This is a genomic window from Micromonospora sp. C51 (genome assembly GCF_018070435.1).
In the GTDB taxonomy this organism is placed as follows: domain Bacteria; phylum Actinomycetota; class Actinomycetes; order Mycobacteriales; family Micromonosporaceae; genus Micromonospora; species Micromonospora sediminimaris.
This window is the reverse complement of sequence record NZ_JAGPXQ010000002.1, coordinates 214011-235277: the sequence shown is the minus strand read 5'-3', so window position 1 is coordinate 235277 and position 21267 is coordinate 214011. Positions and strand designations below refer to the sequence as shown.

The following is a 21267-nucleotide window of genomic DNA, read 5'->3' as shown; positions in this document are numbered from 1 at the left end:
CAGACCGGCAGCCCTTGCCCAAATTATCTTAGTCATTAAGATAATGGCATGAGCGGATCGACTGACTTCTCGGTGGCGATCGCCGGCGCCGGCCTCTCCGGCCTCTGCCTCGCCCAGTACCTGATGCGCGCCGGCGTCGACGTGCACGTCTACGAGCAGGACACGGGCCCCTTCGTCCGGCGGCAGGGCTACCGGATCATCCTCGACCGGTACGGGCTGGCGGCCCTGCGCGAGAGCCTGCCCCGCCCGCTGTACCGCCTGGCGCTGTCCACCGGCGACGAACCCGGCGGGCAGCTGCGCTTCACCGACAGCCGGCTGCGCGACGCGTTCACCATCACCTTCAAGGACGAGCCGTACGCGACCCGCCAGGTCGACCGGCTGACCCTGCGGTCGATCCTGCAGTCCGGGCTGGACGGGCGCATCCACTACGGCAAGACGGCCGTCGCGGTGGACAGCGACGACCCGGCCCGGCTACGGCTGCGGTTCTCCGACGGCGGGACCGCCCCGGCGACCGTCGTGGTGGGCGCGGACGGCGTCGGCTCGGCGCTGCGCGCGCAGCTCATGCCGGACGCGCACCCGACCGACACCCCGATGGTGGGCATCTACGGCCGGTCGCCCCTGCGGCACAACGGCGAGAGCGTCATCCCGGACGCGCTGCGCACCAGCGGGGTCCTGGCCATCGCCGACCGGCCCGGCTGCGCCTTCTTCTTCACCCCCATGCGGTTCGGAGAACGCCCGCGCGAGGCTTTCGCCCGACTGGCCCCGGGCAGCTACGCCCCCACCGGCGACGACTACGTCATGTGGGCACTGCTGCTGCGGCGGGAGGAGGTGCCCATCGGCGTGCGCGGACACCTGCCGACGCTGTGGAGACTGGCCGCCCAGATGAGTGCCGACTTCCACCCGCTCGTCCGGCGGCTGGTCGACACGGCCGAGTTGGACGCCACGGTGCTCAACCTCTTCGCCACCGGCCAGCGCCCGCACCAGTGGGCGGTACCCCGGGCGACGATGATGGGCGACGCGGTGCACACCATGCCGCCGTTCGGTGCGCAGGGCGGCAACACCGCGCTGCGCGACGCCGCCCTGCTCGGTCGGCGGCTGGTCGAGGCTCGGACGAACGGCACCCCGGTGGAGGTGGCGATCGCCAGGTACCAGAACGAGATGGTGCCGTACGCCTTCCGCGCCGTCGACACCGCCGCTCGGCTGATGCGCCGCCTGACCGGGGGCGCCGCCGCACCGCACTGGGTGCTGACCCGGGTGTTACCTCGGTTGCACCGGGTCACCGTGCCGGAGGCATGATGACAGTCGTGTCCCACGAGCCGGCCCGTGCCGCCGCGATCGCCGACCTCATGCGCGCCGGGCGGGAGACGTCGCGGCTGTCCATGGTGTTCCGGTACGCCATCGCGGAACGGCTGGGCCTCACCGTGAGCGACCTGGAGTGCCTGGACTACCTGGCGGACGTCGGCTCCGCCACCGCAGGTCAGGTCGCCGAGCGGACCAACCTCACCACCGGAGCGGTGACCAGCATGCTCCGCCGGCTCCAGCAGGCGGGCTACGTGACGGCCGAGCGCGATCCGGCGGACCGGCGGCGGGTGATCGTCGCCCTGCGGCCCGAGCGGATCGCCGAGCTGGCGCGACCGTACGAGCGGTTCGCCGAACGGGCGGAGCGGCTCGTCGAGGGGTACAGCGTCGAGGAGGTCGGCCTACTGGTTCGGCACTACGACCGGATGCAGGCGATGTACCTCGCCGAGTTGGACCGCCTCCGCAGCGACCCTGACGGAGGTGGGAATCGCGCGGACGCGGCGCGGAGCCGCCCGGCAGGGTGATCAATCTCGGTCGGGTGCCGGCCCGTTGTCGTTGAACCGGAAGCTGCTTGTCGGTGGCGCGTCGCCCAACTCCTCCAGAATCAACCCGGACTCCCGCGACGTCCGCAGGTACGCCGAGTTGTTGCTGATCAAAAACCCCTCGTCCGCGTCCGCGGCGGAGATGGTGAACTGCTGTCGCGGCTCGTCCTCGCGGCAGGCGGCACCCTCCACCACCAGCGGTCGGCTGCCGCCCGGGTTGCGGACCTGCCAGCAGACCGGCTCACCGGTGCCCGGGCCGCCGCCCGCACCCCGATAGGACCGGATCAGAAAGTTCTGCCCGCTCAGTGGGGTCGGCACGAACAACTGCCGACCGCTGTCGTCGTCCACCTCGGCCAGGCGGCCGTCGTCGGTCAACGACAGTCCCGCCTCGAAGCCGTCGACCCGGGTGATGGTGACCTGGCGGGTACCGGACAACACCGCCGGGGTGGCGGTCGGCACCGGGCTGGCCGGCACCGACGCCGTGGGCATGGGCACCTCCCCGGTGGTGGCCTCGGCGATCGGCGTCCTGGTGGCCGTCGGCGACGCGGACACCTCGTCGGTGGCACTGGTACCACCGCAACCTGCGACCCCCACGGCCAGCGCCGCCAGCCCCACTCCGGCAGACCACTTTCGCATCGACATTTCCCGCTCCCCATCCTGGCCGTACGGTCGGCACACCGTCCCCTGGCCGTCCTCGTTGATCGACGTACCCGGCGGGCCGCACGGGTATGCGGCAGCGCCCCGGGTTGCGACTCAGGCCGTAAGTCGAATGCCGTCCTGCGCCAGATGTCGCGCCGACGGCGCTCACGCAGGCTGGCACCAGGCCCCGGGTGACGCCGTACGGAAGCATTCCGGACACCCGTGCGGCCCGAAAGGTGGCTGCGGACCATGATCCACAAAACCGTTACCCGACCTCGCTCGACCCGATCCCAATCGCGCCGCGTACGAGTCGGCGCGGCCCTGGCCACGGCGGTCGCCGTCGCCGCGACGGTGGCGGGGTGCGGCACGTCGCAGAGCGACCCGGCACCACCCGGCTCGGCCGTCCCGGGTACATCGGCCGAGCCCGCCGCCTTGACCGGCGCGAACGTCAACGCCTGGCTCGACGGGCTGCTGCCGGCCGCACTGGCGCGTACCGGCGTAGCCGGCGCGAGCGTCGCCGTGGTCCGGGACGGCGAGACTCTCACCGCCCGGGGATATGGACACGCCGACACCGGTGGCGGTGACGCGGATGCGGTCCCGGTCGATCCCGACCGGCACCTGTTCCGGGTGGGATCGGTATCCAAGCTGGTCACCGCCACCGCGGCACTGCAACTCGTGCAGAGCGGCAAGCTCCAGCTGGACACCGACATCGGCGAGTACCTCGATTTCACCGTGCCCCGCCGCTACCCGCGGGACGTCACCCTCCGGCACCTGCTCACCCACACCGCCGGGTTCGAGGAGCGGATCGCCGGCCTCATCGGCACCACCGGGACCGACGTCGACCTGCGGACCGCCCTGATCAACGACCCACCGGAGCAGATCTACGAGCCGGGCACGGTGCCGGCCTACTCCAACTACGGCAACGCGCTCGCCGGCTACCTCGTCGAGCGGGCCAGCGGCATCCGTTTCGAGGAGTACGTCGCCAGCAACGTGCTGGCCCGCGCCGGCATGGCATCGTCCACCTTCGAGCAGCCGTTGCCCGCGCACCTGAGCGATCGAATGTCCAACGGGTACGAACGCGCCGGGGCGCCCGCAGCGCCGTTCGAGATCGTGAGCACTCCCCCGGCCGGCGCGCTCAGTGCCCCGGCGACGGACATGGCCCGGTTCATGCTCGCCCAACTGGGCGAGCAGGTGGGTGAGGCACCGCTGCTCGACGCGCCCACGCGGGAACTCATGCAGCGCCCGGCACTCGACGCCACGTCACTCGGCACGCTCGCCGAGGGCCCTCGGATGACCCTCGGCTACTTCGACGAGAGCCGCAACGGGCACCGCATCCTCGGCCACGGCGGCGACACCCTCTACTTCCACTCCCACCTCCAGCTCTACCCCGACGACCGGACCGGCATCTACCTCTCGCTGAACAGCACCGGGGAGGGTGCGCTGGACAGTCACGAACTCCGGCAGGCCGTGTTGAACGGCTTCGCCGACCGCTACTTCCCCGCCGAGGCCACGCAACAGGTCGCGGGCACGCAACCGGTCGCAGGTGTCGACCCGGCCACCGCCGCCGAGCACGCCGCGCTGGCCGCCGGGACGTACGAGAGTTCGCGGGCGGTGCGGAGCAACTTCCTGACCATGATGGGTCTGACCGGGCGTACCACGGTCAGCGTCACCGACGGCGACCGGCTGCTGTTCGAGCCCGCGCCGCTGTCCGACTCCCCCGCGCTGTACGAGGAGGTCTCGCCGTGGGTGTGGCGCGAGGTCGGCGGGCAGCGCACCGTGGCGATGCGGGTGACCGACGGACAGGTGGAGGCGATCAGCTTCGACTCCGCGTTCGCGCTGCTGCCGGTGCCGGCCGAACGCGACTCGGCACTGGTGCTGACGGTGCTCGTCGCATCCACCGCGGTCCTGCTGCTCGTGGCCCTCTCGTGGCCGGTACGCGCCATCGTCCGCCGCCGCCTCGGCCGCGCGCCCCGGGATCGGGCCGGCCGAACCGCGCGGATCCTCACCCGGGTCGCCGTCGCCGGCACGTTGCTCGCCCTCGCCGGCTGGACGGTGAGCCTGGTCAGCATCATGGGCCTGCGGGATGTCTCCGCGACCAGCCTGCGGGTGGTGCAGCTGATGCAGCTGATCGGCCTGCTCGGGGTGCTGCCCGCCGCCGTCCGGCTGATCGACGACATCCGACGCCGGACCGGCTGGCACCGGATCACCGGCAGCGTGGCGGTGCTGCTCGCGCTGGCCGGCACGGGTTGGTTCGCCGTCGAGTTCATGCTGCTGGCCCCTAGCATCTCCTACTGACCGAAACGAACCGGAGCGAGGACGGCCATCGCATGTCCGACCACAGCGGCACCGTCACGGACGCCGTCGACGTCCCGGGCCCGCCCCGGCTGACCCGCTGGTTCGACGAGCGGCTGACCCGGGTCGGGGTGACCGGTCGGTTCGCGCGGGACTGCCTGCTCGCGGCGCTGCTCACCGTGCTGACGTTCCTGGTCATGACGCTGTTGTTCCGGTTCGTGGCACCGGCGCAGGGGCTCACCTTCGGCCCGGCGCGGGTCTGGCTGGTCATCGCCCTGTGCAGCGGGCAGGCGATGCTGCTGTGCCTGCGTCGGGTCCGGCCACGGCTCTGCCTCGCGCTCGTCGTCAGCGTCCAGGTGCCGGTCATCGTCCTGTCGGTACCCGAGGCGACGATCCGCGGTATCGCACCGTTCGTCGCGGCGTACACCGTCGGCACGCTGCTCCCGCTCCGCTCGGCGCTGCTGGCTGCCGGCGCGGCCGTGGTGGTGGAGACGTCCGCCGTGGCCGTGGCGGTGCGAGCTGCCGACGCGGCTGACTTCGCCATCGGCGGCCCGGGCCCCGGGCCGCTCGTCACGACCGTCGGACATCTGGCCACCAGCGCCCTGGTCTACGCCGGTCTCGTCTTCGTCGGCAGCTACGTGGCCACCTACCGGCGGTACCTGCACCTGGTGCGGGTCCGGGCGGACGAGGCGGTGCGGGCGCAGCAGGCCACGGTGCGCGCGGCCATCGGCGCGGAACGCGCCCGGATGGCGCGCGAGTTGCACGACGTCGCCGCCCATCACCTGTCCGGCATGGTGGTGCAGGCGGCGGCGGCCGAGCGACTGATCGACCCGGATCCGTCGGCCGCGAAGACCGCGGTGGCATGGATCCGCTCCCAGGGCAAGGAGACCCTCGACAATCTCCGGCTCGTCGTGGGGGTGCTGCGCGGTCGCCCGGGGGACAGCGACGGCAACGCTCCGGTGCCCGGCTTGGCCATGCTCGACGAACTCGTCCACGCTGCCCGCCAGCTCGGCACCCCGGTCGAGTTCGTCCGGCACGGGCAGCACCGCGACGTGCCGCCGATCGCCGACGTCGCGCTGTACCGGATCGTCCAGGAGTCCCTCTCCAACGCCCGCCAGCACGCCCCGGGCGCGCCGGTCCGCGTGCGGCTGGGCTTCCTGCCGCGGCAGACCTCGCTTGAGGTGAGCAACGACCGGCCGACCCGCCGGCCCGAGCCGAGATCCTCGGTCACCGGTGGGGTCGGGCTGGTGGGCATGCGCGAGCGGGCACATCTGATCGGCGCGCAGTTCGCCGCCGGCCCGACGACGACCGGCGGATGGTCGGTCACCGTGACGGTGCCGACGACCGGAGACGATGCCCGCGCCCCTGGGGCGACGGCGACCGTGAACGGAGACGACCAGAGATGATCACAGTGATGCTCGTCGACGACCAGTCCGTCGTCCGGGCCGGCTTCCGCGTCATCCTCGAACAGGCCGGCGACATCGAGGTGGTGGGTGAGGCGTCGAGCGGGTCCACCGCCGTCGAGCTGGCCCGCCGGCTCCGACCCGAGGTCATCTGCATGGACGTACGCATGCCCGGCGGCGACGGCCTCACCGCGACCCGCCGGATCATCACCGAGGCGGTCGGGTCGCCACCGGCCGTGCTGGTGGTCACCACCTTCGACCTCGACGAGTACGTCTTCGGCGCGCTGGAGTCCGGCGCCAGCGGTTTCATCCTCAAGGACTGCGAGCCGGAGGAGTTGATCGAGGCGGTGCGGCGCCTCGCCGACGGTCAGGGACTCGTCGACCAGGCCGTCACCCGACGCGTGATCGCCGAGTTCGCCCGCCGCACGCCGGCGCCGGCGACCGATGCCGCCGCCGCGCATCAGCTCACCGCGCGGGAGGTAGAGATCATCGGCCTGCTCGCCCGAGGGCTGTCGAACGTCGAGATCGCCGACGAGTTGTTCATCGAGACCAGCACGGTCAAGTCGCACCTCGGCCGCGCCATGGCCAAGATCGGCGTGCGGGACCGACTCCAGACGGTCGTCTGGGCCTACCGCAACGGCGTCGCGCCGCGTTGACCCGCAACGCGCGACGTCGATGCATACCCGGTATGCTTCCGTAGTCATGCGACCTGAACCCGACAACCGGCAGGTGGCGCTCGCGGCGGTCCTGGGCGGACTGCTGCTCGGCTGCCTCGACTTCATCTGGATCAAGTACGTGCCGTATCCCGTCGGCAACCTCGGCAACTCCAGTGCGGTGTGGGCGGTCGCCGCCTTCCTCTTCGGCTACTGGGCGCGGTCGGGCACGCTACGCGCGGCGGCGGGCGCCGCTGTCGCACTCGTGGTCGCGGTGCCCGGTTACTACGCCACGGCGGCCCTCGTGCAGGGCGACGACTGGGCCGTGCTGTGGGCACCGACCTCGCTGCTCTGGATGTGCTTCGGCGTCCTCGCCGGAGTGCTCTTCGGCATCGCCGGGATATGGACACACGGGGCAGGTTGGCGACAGGTGGTCGGGCCGGCGCTGCCGGCTGCGGTGCTGTTCGCCGAGGCGGGGCTGGAGATCCGCCGGATCGGCGACCCCAGCTACGGCAACGACCCGATCTGGGACGCCCTGATCAGGATCACGCTCGGCCTGCTGGTCCCCGTCCTCGCCGCGCGTACGAACCGGCAGCGGGTGCTGACCCTCGCCGTGGCGTTGCCGCTGGCGCTGGCGGGTCTGGCAGCATTCCTGATCGCCGGTTTCCGCTGACCGCAGCCCCGACTCCGCCGGGGCGCGACTGTTCGGCGACGAACCTCAGGCCAGCGACAGGAAGAGCTTTTCCATCTGTTCGAGGTTGGCCTTGCGGTCCTCCCCGGCAGAGCCGCTGACGCACTGCTCCAGACCGCTAGCGATGATCTTGAACCCGGCGCGGTCCAGCGCGCGCGAGACCGCCGCGAGTTGGGTCACCACCTCGGCGCAGTCCCGGCCGTCTTCGAGCATGCCGATGACGCCGCGAATCTGACCCTCGGCACGGCGAAGTCGCTTGACCACGTCACCGACCGCATCCTCGTCGACCTGCATTCCCCACCCCTTCCCACGTCGTCGAACAACAGTACACCGGGGGGTATTTCGCGGCGGCTGACCGCGAGCCGTTTGCGGTTCTCCGATCCTTGGTCAATACTCGGATCCAGATACCCCTGGGGGTATACAGCCGAACCTGAGGATGGAGTGTCCCGTGACCGCCAGAAGCAGTTCCCCGACCATCGACGTGCCCGCCGCGCAAGCCCTGATCGCCGACAACCCCGACGTGCTGATCGTCGACGTACGCACCCCGGGCGAGTTCGAGACCGCGCACGTCCCCGCATCGATCAACCTGCCGCTCGACCAGGTCGACGCGCACCTCGGTCGGATCGTCAACGACGCGGGCGGTCGGATCCTGCTGATGTGCCAGTCCGGCAACCGGGCCACGACGGCCTGCGCCCGGCTGGCGAACGCCGGACTGACCGACGCCACCGTCATCACCGGCGGCATGAACGCCTGGGTCGCCGCAGGCGGACCGGTCGAGCGTGGCCGGCAGCGGTGGAGCCTGGAACGCCAGGTCCGCCTCGTCGCCGGCGGGGTGGTGCTGCTCGCCGTCGTCGCCAGCGTCTGGGTGCCCGCCGCCCGCTTCGTGGCCGGCTTCATCGGCGCCGGCCTGACCTTCGCCGCCCTGACCGACACCTGCGCGATGGGCGCGATGCTGTCCCGGCTGCCCTACAACCGCGGCGCCGGTTGCGACGTCGACCGGTCCCTGGCGCGGCTGCGCAACGAGCGGCAACAGGCATGAACGGTACGGAGTACGTCCGGCAGGATCGCACCGGCCCGGCCCGGGTGGTGCCCCTGCTCGGATGGCTGCGCCACTACGACCGCCGCGCCCTGCGCCACGACCTGATCGCCGGTCTGACCGTGGCGGTCATGCTGGTCCCGCAGAGCATGGCCTATGCCGCGCTGGCCGGCATGCCCCCGGTCACCGGGCTCTACGCCTCGGTCGTTCCGCTGCTGGTCTACGCGCTGCTGGGCAGCTCCGGATCGCTGGCCGTCGGGCCGGTGGCCATCACCGCGTTGATGACCGGCACCGCGCTCGCTCCGCTCGCCGACGGCGACCCCACCCGTTACGCCGCCCTCGCCGGGCTGCTCGCCCTGCTGGTCGGCGCGATCCAGGTGCTGATGGGTGTGCTCCGACTCGGGGCCCTGGTCAACTTCATGTCCCACTCGGTGCTGTCCGGCTTCACCTCCGCCGCCGCGATCGTGATCGCGGCCAGCCAGGTGAAGGACCTGCTCGGACTCGACGCGGGGCGTGCGGAGACCTTCCCGGAGATCGCCGCGTCGCTCTGGCGTTCGGCCACCACCGTCCACCCGCTGACGGTCCTCGTCTCGCTGACCAGCGTCGCCGGTCTGCTACTGGTTCGCCGCTACCTGCCGAAACTGCCCGGTGCCCTGCTCGTGGTGGCGGGCGTCACCGTGGCCAGCGCCGCTTTCTCCCTCGGCACGCACGGCGTACGGATCCTCACCGAGGTTCCCGGCGGGCTTCCCGCCCCCGCCGTCCCCGCGCTCGGCGGCTCGGACGTGGCGGCGTTGCTGCCGGCGGCCGTGGCGATCGCCCTGGTCGCCTACATGGAGGGCATCGCCGTGGCCAAGTCCCTCGCGGCGCGGAGCCGCCAGCAGATCAGCCCCAACCAGGAACTCGCGGCGGTCGGTTCGGCAAACGTCGCAGCCGGCCTGTTCCAGGCATTTCCGGTGGCCGGAGGCTTCTCCCGCAGCGCGGTGAACTACTCGGCCGGGGCACGCACCCCCCTGGCCAGTGTGGTCACCGCCCTGATGGTGGCCCTGACCGCGGTGTTCCTCACGCCGGCCTTCCACCACCTGCCCAAGGCGGTGCTCGCCGCCATCGTGGTGGTGGCGGTGCTCGGGCTGGTCGACCGCCGGTCGGCGGTGACCGCGTGGCGGACCCGCCGCTCGGACGGACTGACCCTCGCGCTCACCTTCGCGGTCACCCTGCTGTTCGGGGTCGAACCCGGTCTCGCCGCTGGCGTGACCTTCGCCCTGGCGGTCTTCCTGTGGCGTTCGGCCCGGCCGCATCTGGCCGAACTCGGCCGGGTGCCGGGCACGCAGACGTACCGCAACGTGGCGCGCTACGCGGGCCTGATCACCGACCCCCGGGTCGCCATCGTCCGGGTGGACGGACCGCTGTACTTCGCCAACGCCCAGTTCCTGGAGGACCGACTGCTCAGCCTGGCCGAGCAACGGCCGGAACTGACGGCACTGGTGCTCGACGCCAGCGCGATAAGCGACGCCGATGCCGACGGCGCCCACGCCGTCGCCGAGTTGCACAAACGTCTCGCGTCCCGGGGCGTGGCGCTGCACCTGGCGACGGTCCGTGGGCCGGTGCGCGATCTGCTCGGGCGGGCGGGCGTGTGGCAGACGGTGCACAGCGTCGGTCAGGTGCACCCCGACCTGACCGCCGCGCTGGCGGCCAGCGGCGGCGGGGCGACGCAGCCGGTGGTCGACACACCTGCCCGACCGCCGTCACCACAGGAGGTGTTCTAGCCGTGCCCGACCAATTCGCCACGCTGCTGAGCTGCATCGACGGCCGCATCCAGCGCCCCCTCGACGAGTGGGTGAGACGGCATCTCGACGTCGAGTACCTCGACACCGTCACCGAGCCCGGGCCGGAGGCGGTGCTGGCCACGACGGGTGAGTCCCGACTGGACTCTCTGCTGGAGAAGGTGCGGGTCTCCCAGCGGGCACACGGCAGCGCGACCCTGGTCGTCGCCGCGCACTCCGACTGCGCGGGAAACCCGGTGAGCGTGGCCGAGCATCATCGCCAACTGCGCGCCGGCCTGTCCCGGTTGGCCACCCGGCTGCCGGGCACCCGCATCCTGGCCGTGCACGCCGGCCGCTGCGGCCACCGGTGCTGGGCACCCGAACTCGTCGCGGAGGTGACCCCGCCGAAGACCGGACCGTAGCACCGCGCCCAGCACATACCCCCTGGGGTATGTGAAAGTCCCGACCACCGTTCTCGTCATGAAGGAGCTTGACCATGCTGTTCACCCAGTACTACCTGGACTGCCTCTCCCAGGCGTCGTACCTCATCGCCGACGACACCACCGGTCGGGCGGTCCTGGTCGACCCGCGCCGCGACATCGAGGAGTACCTCAGCGACTCCCGGGCCCGGGGACTGACCATCGAGGGCGTGATCAACACCCATTTCCACGCCGACTTCCTCGCCGGGCATCTGGAGGTCGCGGCGGCGACCGGCGCCTGGATCGGGTACGGCCGACGCGCCGAGACCGAGTACCCGATCCGCAAGCTGACCGACGGCGACCGGATCAGCCTCGGCGAGGTGACCCTGCAAATCATGGAAACGCCCGGCCACACCCCGGAGTCGGTGAGCGTGCTGGTGTACGAGCACGCCGAGGACACCGTGCCGTACGGAGTGCTGACCGGCGACGCGCTGTTCATCGGCGACGTGGGCCGACCCGACCTGCTCGCCTCGCTCGGCGTCACCGCCGACGAGCTGGGCAGCATGCTCTACCACAGCGTGCACCACAAGCTGATGAACCTGCCCGATGCGGTGCGGGTCTTCCCGGCCCACGGCGCGGGCTCGGCCTGCGGCAAGAACCTGTCGACCGAACGGCAGTCCACCATCGGCGAGCAGCGCCGCACCAACTACGCCTGCGCACCGATGAGCGAGGACCAGTTCGTCGCGCTGGTCACCGGCGGTCAGCCGGCGGCACCCGGGTACTTCGCCTTCGACGCGGTGCTCAACCGCAAGGCCCGCGAGCTGTTCGACCACGCCCGCGCCGCCCGGCCGCTCACCCCCGCCGAGTTCCTCGCCGCCCGGGCCGACGGCGCCATCGTCGTCGACACCCGCGACCCGCACGAGTACGCGGCCGGGCACCTCCGTGGCGCGATCAACATCCCCGCCGACGGCCGCTTCGCCGAGACCGCCGGTAGTGTCGTGGCACCCGAGCGCACCATCCTCGTCGTCGCCCACCAGGACCGCGAGGAGGAGATCGTTACCCGCCTCGCCCGGATCGGCTTCGACCATGTCGCCGGCTACCTGCGCGATCCCGAGGACGCGTTCCGCGAGATGGTCGCCGAGCTGACCCCGGCCAGCCGGGTCACCGCCACCGAGCTGCGGGAGGCCCTCGACCGGACCGAGCCGCCGCGCGTGCTCGACGTGCGCAACGCCGGCGAGCGCGAGCAGGGTGCCATCGACGGGTCGCTGCACATCCCGCTGGCCGAACTGCCCCGGCGACTCGACGAGGTGCCCGACGACCGGCCCGTCGTCGTGCACTGCGCCGGCGGCTACCGCTCCTCGGTCGCGGCCAGTCTGTTGCGGGAGGCCGGCCGTACCGACGTCTCCGACCTGCTCGGCGGCTACGGCGCCTGGCAGGCGCTGCGGCAGCCCACCGCGGCCTGAGCCTGGCCGGTGCGGGCGTGGCCGCTGCTGTCGCGGTCACGCCCGCACCGCTACCCGGCCGCGCGCCTGCCGATTCCACGCCGCGCCCGGCCCGAGCTGCGGCCGGACCGCCAGACCGGGGCGACGGGAACGGCTCAGGCGGGCAGCTTGAGGGCCCGGAGCAGCTCGTCGTTCTCCTCGGGGGTGCCGATGGACAGCCGGACGCCACCGTCGATCACGCCGCTGCGGTCCCGCAGCCGGATGCCCTGCGCGGCCAGGGTGCCGCACAGCCGCTGCGGATCCTCGGTACGCAGCAGCAGGAAGTTCGCGTCCGACGGGAACACCTCGATCACCGCCGGCAGCTGCGCGAGGGCGTTGCGCACCCGATCCCGCTCGGCGACGATGCGCTCGATGTTGCGGCGTCCGTGGGCGATGCCCGCAGGCGAGATCGCCGCGCCGATGGCGCGGATCGCCGTGACGGTGAGCGGGTACGGCGGCATGATGCGGCGGAGGACCCCGATGACTTCCGGGTGCGCGAGGGTGATGCCGCAGCGCTCACCGGCGAGGCTGTACTCCTTGGACAGCGAGCGCACGACGACGAGATTGGGGTGGTCGGCGATGTCGCCCGCGAGTGACGGCTGCCCCGAGTAATCGAGGTAGAGCTCGTCGCCCACCACCATCGCCCGGCCGCGCAGCCGCTCGGCGAGCCGCAGCACCGACGCCCGGTCCATCAGGTTGGCGGTCGGGTTGTTCGGTGAGCAGACGAAGACGAGCTTGATCCCGGGATCGGCGTCGCAGGCCGCCAGCATCGCGTCGGCGTCGAGCTGGTACGACCCGGGCACGAGGGGCACCCGGCACACCGACGCGCCCTGGATGGCCGCGGCGGTCTCGTACATGACGAAGGTCGGCGGTGTGATCAGGATGCCGTCCCGGCCGGCCGCACAGAACGCGCGGACCAGCAGGTCGATGGACTCGTCCGCGCCGCGCGACAGGAAGAGCTGTGCCACCGGCAGGCCGTAGATCTCGGCGAAGCGGCTCAGCAGCGACGGCGGTTGGGGTTCCGGGTACCGGTTGAGGCCCTCCTGCTCGGGCCCGCCCGGGTACGGCGGGTAGGGGTTCTCGTTCGCGTCGAGGTGGATCCGGGCGGCCTGCTCGGCCTCGACGCGCGCCGAACTGTAGGGCCGCATCGCGTAGATCTCGGGTCTGACCAGCGAAACGATGTCATCCACGAGCTGCGCGATCCTCTCCGGCCGGGCCGGGTCCGCCCCGGTAGGCGCAGGGTACCGCCCCCGGCCGGTCGGCCTGCCCGCTGGTGGGAGCTGGTCGATCAGTGCAGTACCGTCGCTCAACCTGTCGACGAACGTGACCGCAGCAGCGTGAGCGTCCGGCCTGCCGCGCCCTGCGGTCCGGCGAGCGGAACCAGGTACGTCTGCCCCCGGGCATGGACCGGTGTCTGGTCGTCGTAGTGCACGGAGCCGGGCAGCCCGGAGCTGCCGTGGCGCAGGACGTCCCGCAGCACCGGCCCGGCGGGGCCGACCTCGGCCACGAAGCGCCAGGGTGCCCCCTCGATCGCGGCGCCGCCGCGATCCGGGGTCATGAGACAGACCGAGTGGCCGCTGCCTCCGACCGGGGTCTCGTCGCCGCCGAAGAGCCCGCGCAGCCCGGGAAGCGCCTTGGCGATCGGATGTCGGTCGTTGACACGGTGCACCGCGTCGTAACGCCAACCAGCCGGGTCCGCGCCGTGTCCGGTGACGATTCCCTCGATCGCCGTGTTCAGCGCTTCGGAGACCACGACCGGCAGTGGCTCGGTCTCGCCGAGTTGCCGTCGGGCCTCCGCGTCAAGAATGAGATGATCAACTTGTAGGGTCAGATCGGGCATGCTGGTGGCCAGATCCGCACCCAGTGGTTCGGTCACCCATCGGTCCACCAGGGCCTGTAGCAGACGGAGAAAGACAAGTGGCGCCGGCTGCTCCCCTCGGGCGTGTCCGTCCCACTCGCTGAGCAGGCGGTGCCCGGTCCGCGCGAGCGGATCCGTGGGCGGGCGGGCAGCCAGCGCGTCCAGCAGCACCGGCAACACCCGGGCCGCCCGTCCGTCCGCCACGTCGTTCTGCCAGCGCGCGCACTCCTCAGCCGAGATCGACCCGGCGCGGATCAGCTGCTCGATGCGTTCGGCCCGGTACGGCGCGACCCAGTCGACGCCGACGTGCACTCTCGCGTCGTCCGGCACCAGTTTGTGGTTCGCGGAGATGATGTAGCCCTCGGCGGGGTTGACCGTCTCCGGCAGCTCGTCGAAGGAGAGCAGATCCTGCCACGACTCGGCGACGTCGCCGAACGATGCTGGGGCGAGCCCGCTGCCCGGCCGTCGCCGCGGCACGTTCCCGGCGGTCTTGAGCGCTATGACGTCGTCGGCGGTGGCCACCACCACGTTGAGCACCGGCACGCCGAAGTCGCGTAGGGCCGCCCGGAAGTGTGGATAGTTCTCCGCCCGCCACATCCGCAGACAACCGACGATCTCGGTGGAGGGCACGAAACCACTCCAGAAGAGGCCGAGCCGAGCGTCGCCGTCCGGACCCGGCGCGTCGAACTCGACGTGCCGCTGCCCGCCCGCGGCCCGGACCGCGACGTCCGCGCCGCCCCGGACCGAGATGACGCTCTCCTGGCGCCAGGTCGGCCGCGCTTCCGGGCCGTCGAGCAGGCAGAGATCCTGGGTGTCGACAGTGGCGTTGGTGATGCCCCAGGCCAGCCGGCTGTTGCTGCCGGCGATGAGTCCGGGCAGTCCGGGGACGGTGATGCCGTACGCCGTCGCCGGCTCCGCCGGCAACAGCAGACCCATCTGGTACCAGATGCTCGGTTGGGTGAACAGCACGTGCGGATCGTTGGCCAGCAGGGGCGCGCCCGAGCGGGTGAGTCGCCCCGAGATCGCCCAGGCGTTGGATCCGGGGGACGTCTCCCCGTCCAGTAGCCCGCGCAGCCAGGCACGGGACTGCTCGGGCAACTCGGCGACCGGGGCGGGCCCGGACACTCCCGGGCGGCCGAGGCGCTGGTCGTCGCCCTGCCCCGGACGCCTGATGGTCACCGCGCCGTCGACCGGGTAGCGAGGCGCGGAGAAGGAGGCCGCGTAGCGGGGCCGCTCCGCCGCGAGTCGCATGCGGAAGACCTCCTGCCGCAGGTTGGTGCCGAGGTCGAAACCCAGATGCTTGACGATGAGCACGGAGTCGAGCGGTGTCCAGGGCTCGGGTCGGTAGCGGAGCAGCAGGAACTCCACAGGCAGACCGGCCCGCCGCCGGAGCCGGCGGATCGCCGCGTTGACGCCGTCGCTGAAGGCCACCAGGCAGGCGTACGACGCAGGGTCCACCAGTTCCAGCGACTGGCGGGCCACCCGTCCCAGAGCGAGCCGGCGGGCCCGTACGTCCTCGGGCACCACCGTCTCGCCCAGCACCTCCGCCAGTCGGCCGCGGGCCCGTCGCCGGAGCACGTCCATCTGCCACAACCGGTCACTGGCCTGCGCGAATCCGCTCGCGAAGTAGAGGTCGCGCTCGTCGTGGGCGACGATCCACGGCACCCCACGGTCATCGCGGCGCACCATGGCCCGGTCGGTGAGGCCGCTCAGCCGCACCGAGCCACGACCGGCGTGTGCCCGTACGGCCGGCGCACGCAGCAGCCGCAGCGCCCCGTCGGGTACCCGGTCACGTCGCGCCATCGCCGACCGCCGTCCGGGCCCGAGGGGTGGCCTTGCCCATCTGCAGACCGGGCAGGTTACGCCCCACCAGAAGGTAGATCAGGACACTGATCACCGCGAAGACGCTCACCCCGAGGAACATCGCCGTGCCGCCGTAGTGAGCCAGGATCAGCCCACCGGTGAAGGGTCCGATGAAGCCACCGAGCTGTGCGAAGGTCTGTGCGCCGAAGTAGCTGCCCCGCCGGTCCGCGGGTGCGATCCGGTCGATGACGGCGAACTCCGCCGGGATGATGAAGGTCTCCCCGACCGTGAAGATCACCATTGCGGCCACGAACTGCCAACCCGGACCGGCGAAGGCGAAGCCCACCATGCCTACGACGAGGAGCACCCCGCCGATGACGATCGACCGCACCGGGTCACGCTTGCGCGCGTACCGCGAGACGAAGAGTTGGACGACGACAACGGTGACGGCGTTGGTGGTCAGCACGTAGCCGAGGATCTTCGTGCCGTCGGCGAATCCGGCGGAGAGATGCTGCGCCAGCAACGCCGAAATCTTGCTGTGTACCGCCTCCAGCAGCAGACCCGCGGCGATGAAGCAGAGCAACCGGAAGTCCCGGACGACCACCCGGAAGCTGTCCCGCAGCCCTTCGAGGTGACTCCGGAAACCGGTGCTGGGCTCCTGCTCCAGCACCGCCGGGGTCATCGGCGGCAGGAACAGCAGCGTCAGCCCGAACAGGCAGAGATAGACCGCGTAGACCGCAGCGCCGACCAGGAAGGCCACCCGGCCACCGGAGAGGCCGGCGTACGCGCCCAGCAGCGGCCCCACGGCGAACCCGACGTTGACCGCCATGTACTGGTACGAGAACCATCTCAGCCGGTCCTCCGCCGGCAGCAGATCGCTGAGCAGCGCCTTCGCCACCGGGTTGAAGGTGCTGCTGCTGAGGGCCAGGGCGGCGTTGATGAGGAACACCGCCAGCACCCCGTTGCTGAAGTAGAACGCCACGAAGGAGGCGATGACCCCGGACAACGCGAGCAGCAGCAGCCTGGTCCGACCCAGCGCGTCGGAGAGGGAGCCGCCGACGAAGCCGGCGAAGATCGAGAAGAAGACCGACGACCCGATGATGAAGCCGATCGTGGTCGGGGTGAGTCCCAGTTCCCGATGAAGGAAGATCGCGAGAAAGGGGATCGCCACCGAGTTCGCCAGACTCATGATCCCGGCCCCGGCGATCAGTAGTCGGGCCAGCATCATGGGACGGGTTGTCGTCGTCATCGGGTGGCCGGCCCTGCTCCGTCCGTGGCGACGGGCTCGTGCTGACGGAGGAAGCGGCGCATCAGCTCGGCCACCTCGGTGACGTGAGGACGGTAGAGCATCGCCTCGTGCCCGGCCGCGACCGAGGCGTACGTCAACGTCGCCCCGGCGATCCGCTGCCAACCCGATCGCGGCTGTTCGCCCTGGTCGTGGCGAGTGTGTGCGGCTTCGATCAGCATGATCGACAGGTCCGGCGGGACCGTGACCGGCGGCCAGCGCAGGGACGACATCCCGCTGAACGCGTCGAACACCTCGGTGAGGTCACCGTTGAGCAGATGTGGCGCGTCTGCCCCGATCAACTGCTGGACCTCGGCGAGGATCTGCTCCTCCGGCGTGGTCCGCAGCAGGCTCGGCAGGTCCGAGGGGGCGTGCTCACGCACCGCCGGGAACATCTCCGCCAGGATCGCCAGGAACGAGACGAACTGCTCGACGCGGGTTGTCCCCAGGCGACGCCGCACCGCGTCCGGGTCCACCGAGTCCAGCGCCACCAGACTGGTGACCGGCACGCCCCGGGTCCGCAACTCGTGGGCGACGTAGAGGCCGAGCGTGCCGCCGAAGGAGTGACCCACGAGATCGACCGGTCCGGTGCCCGCAGCCGCGGCGATCACCTCGGCGCATCTGCTGGCCAGTGTGGTGACGGTGCCGTCGACCCCATCCTGGAACAGCTCTCTGGTCGACACCGCGAAGAACGAACGATCGTCGAACATGGCGCTCATCTGGGCGAAGGAGGTACCGAGACCGAGCACCCCGGGGAGCGCGAAGATCGGCGTGGCGCCCTCCGGCCGGCGGCGCAGCGCCAGCAGCCGCCGGGCGCCGGGCGTTTCCCGGCCGAGCAGCGCCGCCAGAGTGGACTGCGGCTCCGCCAGGGCACGTCGCAGCAGGTCGACGTACTCGTCAGCGCAGGACTGGATGGTCGGCCGGTGGAACAGGTCGGGGTTGAAGTGCCAGCGTAGTTCGAGGCGCCGGCCGATGTCGAAAACATCGAGCATCAGCTCCGCCTGGGTGTCCTGACTCGGTGACGGCAGCAGGTCGACAGCAAGCCCGTCCAACTCGATGCCGCCGCGTTGATCGTCCTGGTACGCGAACATGATCTGGAAAAGCGGCGAGTGGGCGGTCGAGCGGGCCGGATTGAGCCGGGTCACCACCATGTCCAGCGGCACATGCTGATGATCGAGGTCAAGCAGTGCCTCCTCCCGGACGTGCTGCACGTAGCTCAGGAAGGTGGGGGCGTCGTCCACCCGGGTCCGGCGTACCAGGGTGTTGACGAACATGCCGATGAGTCCGTCGAGTTCGGTGCCGTTCCGGTTGGCGACCGGAGTGCCGACGACCACGTCATCGCTGCCCGACCGCTTCGCCAGCAGCATCGCGAAGACCGCGTGCAGCAGCACGAACGGGGTCCCCCCGGAGGTCCGGGCCAGCGCTCGTACCGCCTCGGTGAGCTGCGCGTCGAGCCGCTGGATGATGCTCTCACCCGCGTGGGTCAGCTCGATGGGACGAGGCCGGTCCAGTGGAAGGCCGTGCACGAGCGGCAGATCCCGCAGACGTTCCTCCCAGTAGCCGAGGTCACGAGCCGCCTGCGGGCTGTCGGCCCAGCGCGTCACGCTGTAGGAGTAGTCGGCGTAGGTCACCGGCAACGGCGGCAGCTCGGCCTGGTCGGCTGCGGAGTCCCGGTGGAAGACGCGGTACAGATGACCGACCTCGCGGGCGAGGATGCCGATCGACCAGCCGTCGGAGGCGACGTGGTGCATGCTGATCAGCAGGGCGTGCGTCCGGGGCGTCAGCCTGATCAGGCGTACCCGCAGCATGTCGTCGTGTTCCAGGTCGAACGGGCGGCGTAGTTCCTGCTCGGACAGCCGTTCGGCCACTGCCGTCAGGTCCGCGCCAGGCGGCACCTCCCCCGCTTCGACCGCCATCCGGAACTGCCCGGCGGGACGGACGACCTGCACGATGCCGCTGTCGGCCAGGCGCAGGACCGTGCGGAGGGCGGCATGCCGGTCGACGATGGCCCGGAAGGCCCGTTCCAGGGCGTCGACATCCAGGTCGCCCTCGATCAGGGCGGTCTGGTGCAGGTTGTACGCGGCGCTGTCCCGCTGCAACTGGGCCAGGTAGTACAACCGTCCCTGGGGGTCGGTCACCGGCACCGGCTCGCCCTCCGGAACGCGGTACAGCGGAATGCCGCCACCACCCGAGGTACGCCCGTCAGCGCCGCCGCGCCGGACGAGTTGGGTGAGCCCGCGTACGGTCGGGTCGCGCAGGAAGAGACGCAGCGGTATGTCGACGCCGAACTCGCTCCCGATCCGGGCGACCAGCCGGATGGCGAGGATGGAGTGACCGCCGAACTCGAAGAAGCTGGTCTGCGGATCGACCCGCTCGATGCCGAGCAGGTCGGCCACCACCTGTGCCACCCGGTCCTCATCGACGTCACCGCTCGACGCGGTCGACACCGGCGCGGCGATCGGGGCCGGGCCGTGCTCGGTGTCGGGTAGGAGCGTCGCCTGGGCGGGATCCGGCAACGCCCGCCGGTCCACCTTGTCGTTCTGGTTGAGCGGCAGGGCGTCCAGGGTGACGAAGACACTCGGGATCATGTACGCCGGCAGCGACGCGGCCAGCGCACGCCGCAGGGCCACGGCGGTCAGTCCTGGCTGGCTCGGCACCAGGTAGGCCACCAGCGCGGTGCCACGTTGCGGTAGGTCACGGGCGACAACGGCCACCGCGGAGATCGAGCCGAGAGCGCGCAGGGCGGTTTCCACCTCGCCGAGTTCGATCCGGAACCCGCGGATCTTGACCTGGTCGTCCTGCCGGCCCCGGTACTCGTACTCGCCGCTCTCCACCAGCACGGCCTGGTCGCCCGAGCGGTAGCCGCGCTCCCCCGTCGCCGGCAGGCGCACGAAACGCGCCCGATTCAGTCGCGGGCTGCCGAGATATCCGCTGCTCAGCGCGGGACCGGTGATGACGATCTCGCCCGGCTGGCCGGCTGGGACCTCGTTGAGGTCGGCGTCGACGAGGGTGAACCGCAGATCCGCCAGCGGCACCCCGATCAGCGACCGTCCCTGATCCAGGTCCTCCCGCCGCACCCGCCGGTAGGTGGCGTAGACGGTGGTCTCCGTCGGACCGTACATGTTGATCAGTTGTGGTTGCTCGTCGCCGTACCGGGCCACCCACGGTCGCAGATCGGCGAAGTGCAGCGCCTCACCCGCGCTGATGACATAGCGCAGCGGCAGTCGGCGGTCCCGGGTGGCGTCCTCGGCGATGAGCTGGTTGAGCGCGGTGGGCGTCTGGCACAGCACCGTGACCCGCTCCCGTTCCAGCAGGTCCCAGAGGGCCTGGGGATCCTGGGCGGTCTCTCTCGGCACGATCACCAGACAACCGCCGTACAACAGCGGCCCCCACATCTCCCACACGGACACGTCGAAGGCGAACGAGTGGAACATCGCCCACACATCATCCGGACCAAACCCGAAATGACGCTCCGTCACCCCAAAAAGCCGCAACACATTACCGTGCGAAATCTGCACACCCTTCGGACGCCCCGTCGTCCCCGACGTGAAAATCACATACGCCCGATCATCCCAATCCGACCCCGCCACCGCACCAACCGGACCATCAACCACATCGTCCACAAGCACCGAAGGCACACCCTCCGGCAACAACCCCACCAACCCACCACTGGTCACCACCACCGACGGATCAGCATCATCCACAATCAACTCCAACCGACCCGCCGGAGTCCCCACATCCAACGGCACATACGACGACCCCACCCGCAACACCGCAAGCACCGCCGCAACCATTTCAACAGAACGATCCAACAACACCCCCACCGGCCGCGACACATCCACACCCGCAGCCCGAATCGCCCCCGCCAACACCCCCACCCGACGATCCAACTCCGCAAACGTCACACCCCGACCACCACACCGCACCGCCACCCGATCAGGAAAACACCGAACCGACTCCCCAAAACCCGCCACCAAACTCCGCGCCTGCCCCACCGACGGCACGGTCCGGCCGATCCGCGCGTCGCCATCGGTGACCGTCGAATCCGACTGACTACGCTGAATCACCCGCTGACGCAGAAGATCTGCAAGAACCTGATTCACGGT

At 71.0% G+C, this 21267-nt stretch carries 16 protein-coding genes; 10 read left to right on the top strand and 6 right to left on the bottom strand.

The window, feature by feature from the left end; genetic code table 11:
• The first annotated feature begins 48 nt into the window (after positions 1-48).
• Together KBX50_RS03965 and KBX50_RS03960 are read left to right on the top strand one after the other, a co-directional pair.
• A complete protein-coding gene (locus KBX50_RS03965) occupies positions 49-1296 on the top strand; it encodes an NAD(P)/FAD-dependent oxidoreductase (protein ID WP_210934749.1) in 1248 nt (415 codons plus the stop codon).
• Positions 1296-1823 (top strand): MarR family winged helix-turn-helix transcriptional regulator, encoded by a 528-nt coding sequence (locus KBX50_RS03960; RefSeq protein ID WP_247673071.1) that lies wholly within the window; start codon positions 1296-1298, stop codon positions 1821-1823. Before KBX50_RS03965 ends, KBX50_RS03960 begins: the two co-directional genes overlap by 1 nt.
• Here KBX50_RS03960 and KBX50_RS03955 read toward each other — a convergent pair whose 3' ends face one another.
• Positions 1824-2483: a hypothetical protein gene (locus tag KBX50_RS03955; protein ID WP_210934745.1), complete on the bottom strand. Its 660-nt coding sequence runs from the start codon at positions 2481-2483 to the stop codon at positions 1824-1826.
• 246 nt (positions 2484-2729) lie between these two features.
• Between KBX50_RS03955 and KBX50_RS03950 the strand changes: the two genes are divergently transcribed.
• Genes KBX50_RS03950 through KBX50_RS03935 form a run of 4 tightly spaced genes read left to right on the top strand, consistent with a single transcriptional unit; the run spans position 2730 to position 7501 of the window.
• Positions 2730-4775: a serine hydrolase gene (locus tag KBX50_RS03950; protein ID WP_210934743.1), complete on the top strand. Its 2046-nt coding sequence runs from the start codon at positions 2730-2732 to the stop codon at positions 4773-4775.
• A gap of 32 nt (positions 4776-4807) precedes the next feature.
• Positions 4808-6178, top strand: a complete 1371-nt coding sequence (locus tag KBX50_RS03945; RefSeq protein WP_210934741.1) for a sensor histidine kinase — start codon at positions 4808-4810, stop codon at positions 6176-6178.
• The gene (locus KBX50_RS03940) at positions 6175-6831 is read left to right on the top strand and encodes a response regulator transcription factor (RefSeq protein ID WP_210934739.1); all 657 of its coding nucleotides are present in this window, start codon (positions 6175-6177) and stop codon (positions 6829-6831) included. Before KBX50_RS03945 ends, KBX50_RS03940 begins: the two co-directional genes overlap by 4 nt.
• 46 nt (positions 6832-6877) lie before the next feature.
• The gene (locus tag KBX50_RS03935) at positions 6878-7501 is read left to right on the top strand and encodes a DUF6518 family protein (RefSeq protein WP_210934737.1); all 624 of its coding nucleotides are present in this window, start codon (positions 6878-6880) and stop codon (positions 7499-7501) included.
• A 45-nt stretch (positions 7502-7546) separates the two neighbouring features.
• Here the strand turns inward: KBX50_RS03935 and KBX50_RS03930 are convergent, their stop codons facing one another.
• A complete protein-coding gene (locus tag KBX50_RS03930; protein WP_099846331.1) occupies positions 7547-7813 on the bottom strand; it encodes a metal-sensitive transcriptional regulator in 267 nt (88 codons plus the stop codon).
• Positions 7814-7955: 142 nt separating this feature from the next.
• On the opposite strand from KBX50_RS03930, the gene KBX50_RS03925 reads away from it, so the two are divergent.
• The 4 genes from KBX50_RS03925 (at position 7956) to KBX50_RS03910 (ending at position 12197) form a co-directional block, all read left to right on the top strand.
• Positions 7956-8558 carry a rhodanese-like domain-containing protein gene (locus tag KBX50_RS03925; RefSeq protein WP_247673070.1) on the top strand — a complete coding sequence of 201 codons (603 nt, stop codon included), beginning with the start codon at positions 7956-7958 and terminating at the stop codon, positions 8556-8558.
• On the top strand, positions 8555-10318 hold the full coding sequence (locus tag KBX50_RS03920) for a SulP family inorganic anion transporter (protein ID WP_210934734.1): 1764 nt from the start codon (positions 8555-8557) through the stop codon (positions 10316-10318). Before KBX50_RS03925 ends, KBX50_RS03920 begins: the two co-directional genes overlap by 4 nt.
• A gap of 2 nt (positions 10319-10320) precedes the next feature.
• A complete protein-coding gene (locus KBX50_RS03915) occupies positions 10321-10737 on the top strand; it encodes a carbonic anhydrase (RefSeq protein ID WP_210934732.1) in 417 nt (138 codons plus the stop codon).
• A gap of 74 nt (positions 10738-10811) precedes the next feature.
• Positions 10812-12197, top strand: coding sequence for a rhodanese-like domain-containing protein (locus tag KBX50_RS03910; RefSeq protein ID WP_210934730.1), 1386 nt, complete (start codon positions 10812-10814; stop codon positions 12195-12197).
• A 134-nt stretch (positions 12198-12331) separates the two neighbouring features.
• On the opposite strand, the gene hisC is transcribed toward KBX50_RS03910, so the two are convergent.
• From hisC to KBX50_RS03890, 4 genes are all read right to left on the bottom strand, one after another.
• Positions 12332-13405, bottom strand: a complete 1074-nt coding sequence (hisC, locus tag KBX50_RS03905) for a histidinol-phosphate transaminase (protein WP_210934727.1) — start codon at positions 13403-13405, stop codon at positions 12332-12334.
• Positions 13406-13521: 116 nt separating this feature from the next.
• Positions 13522-15876, bottom strand: a complete 2355-nt coding sequence (locus KBX50_RS03900) for a penicillin acylase family protein (RefSeq protein ID WP_210934725.1) — start codon at positions 15874-15876, stop codon at positions 13522-13524.
• Positions 15863-17125 (bottom strand): MFS transporter, encoded by a 1263-nt coding sequence (locus tag KBX50_RS03895; protein ID WP_210934723.1) that lies wholly within the window; start codon positions 17123-17125, stop codon positions 15863-15865. Before KBX50_RS03895 ends, KBX50_RS03900 begins: the two co-directional genes overlap by 14 nt.
• Positions 17122-21135, bottom strand: coding sequence for an amino acid adenylation domain-containing protein (locus KBX50_RS03890; RefSeq protein ID WP_307870850.1), 4014 nt, complete (start codon positions 21133-21135; stop codon positions 17122-17124). Before KBX50_RS03890 ends, KBX50_RS03895 begins: the two co-directional genes overlap by 4 nt.
• Positions 21136-21267: the final 132 nt, after the last annotated feature.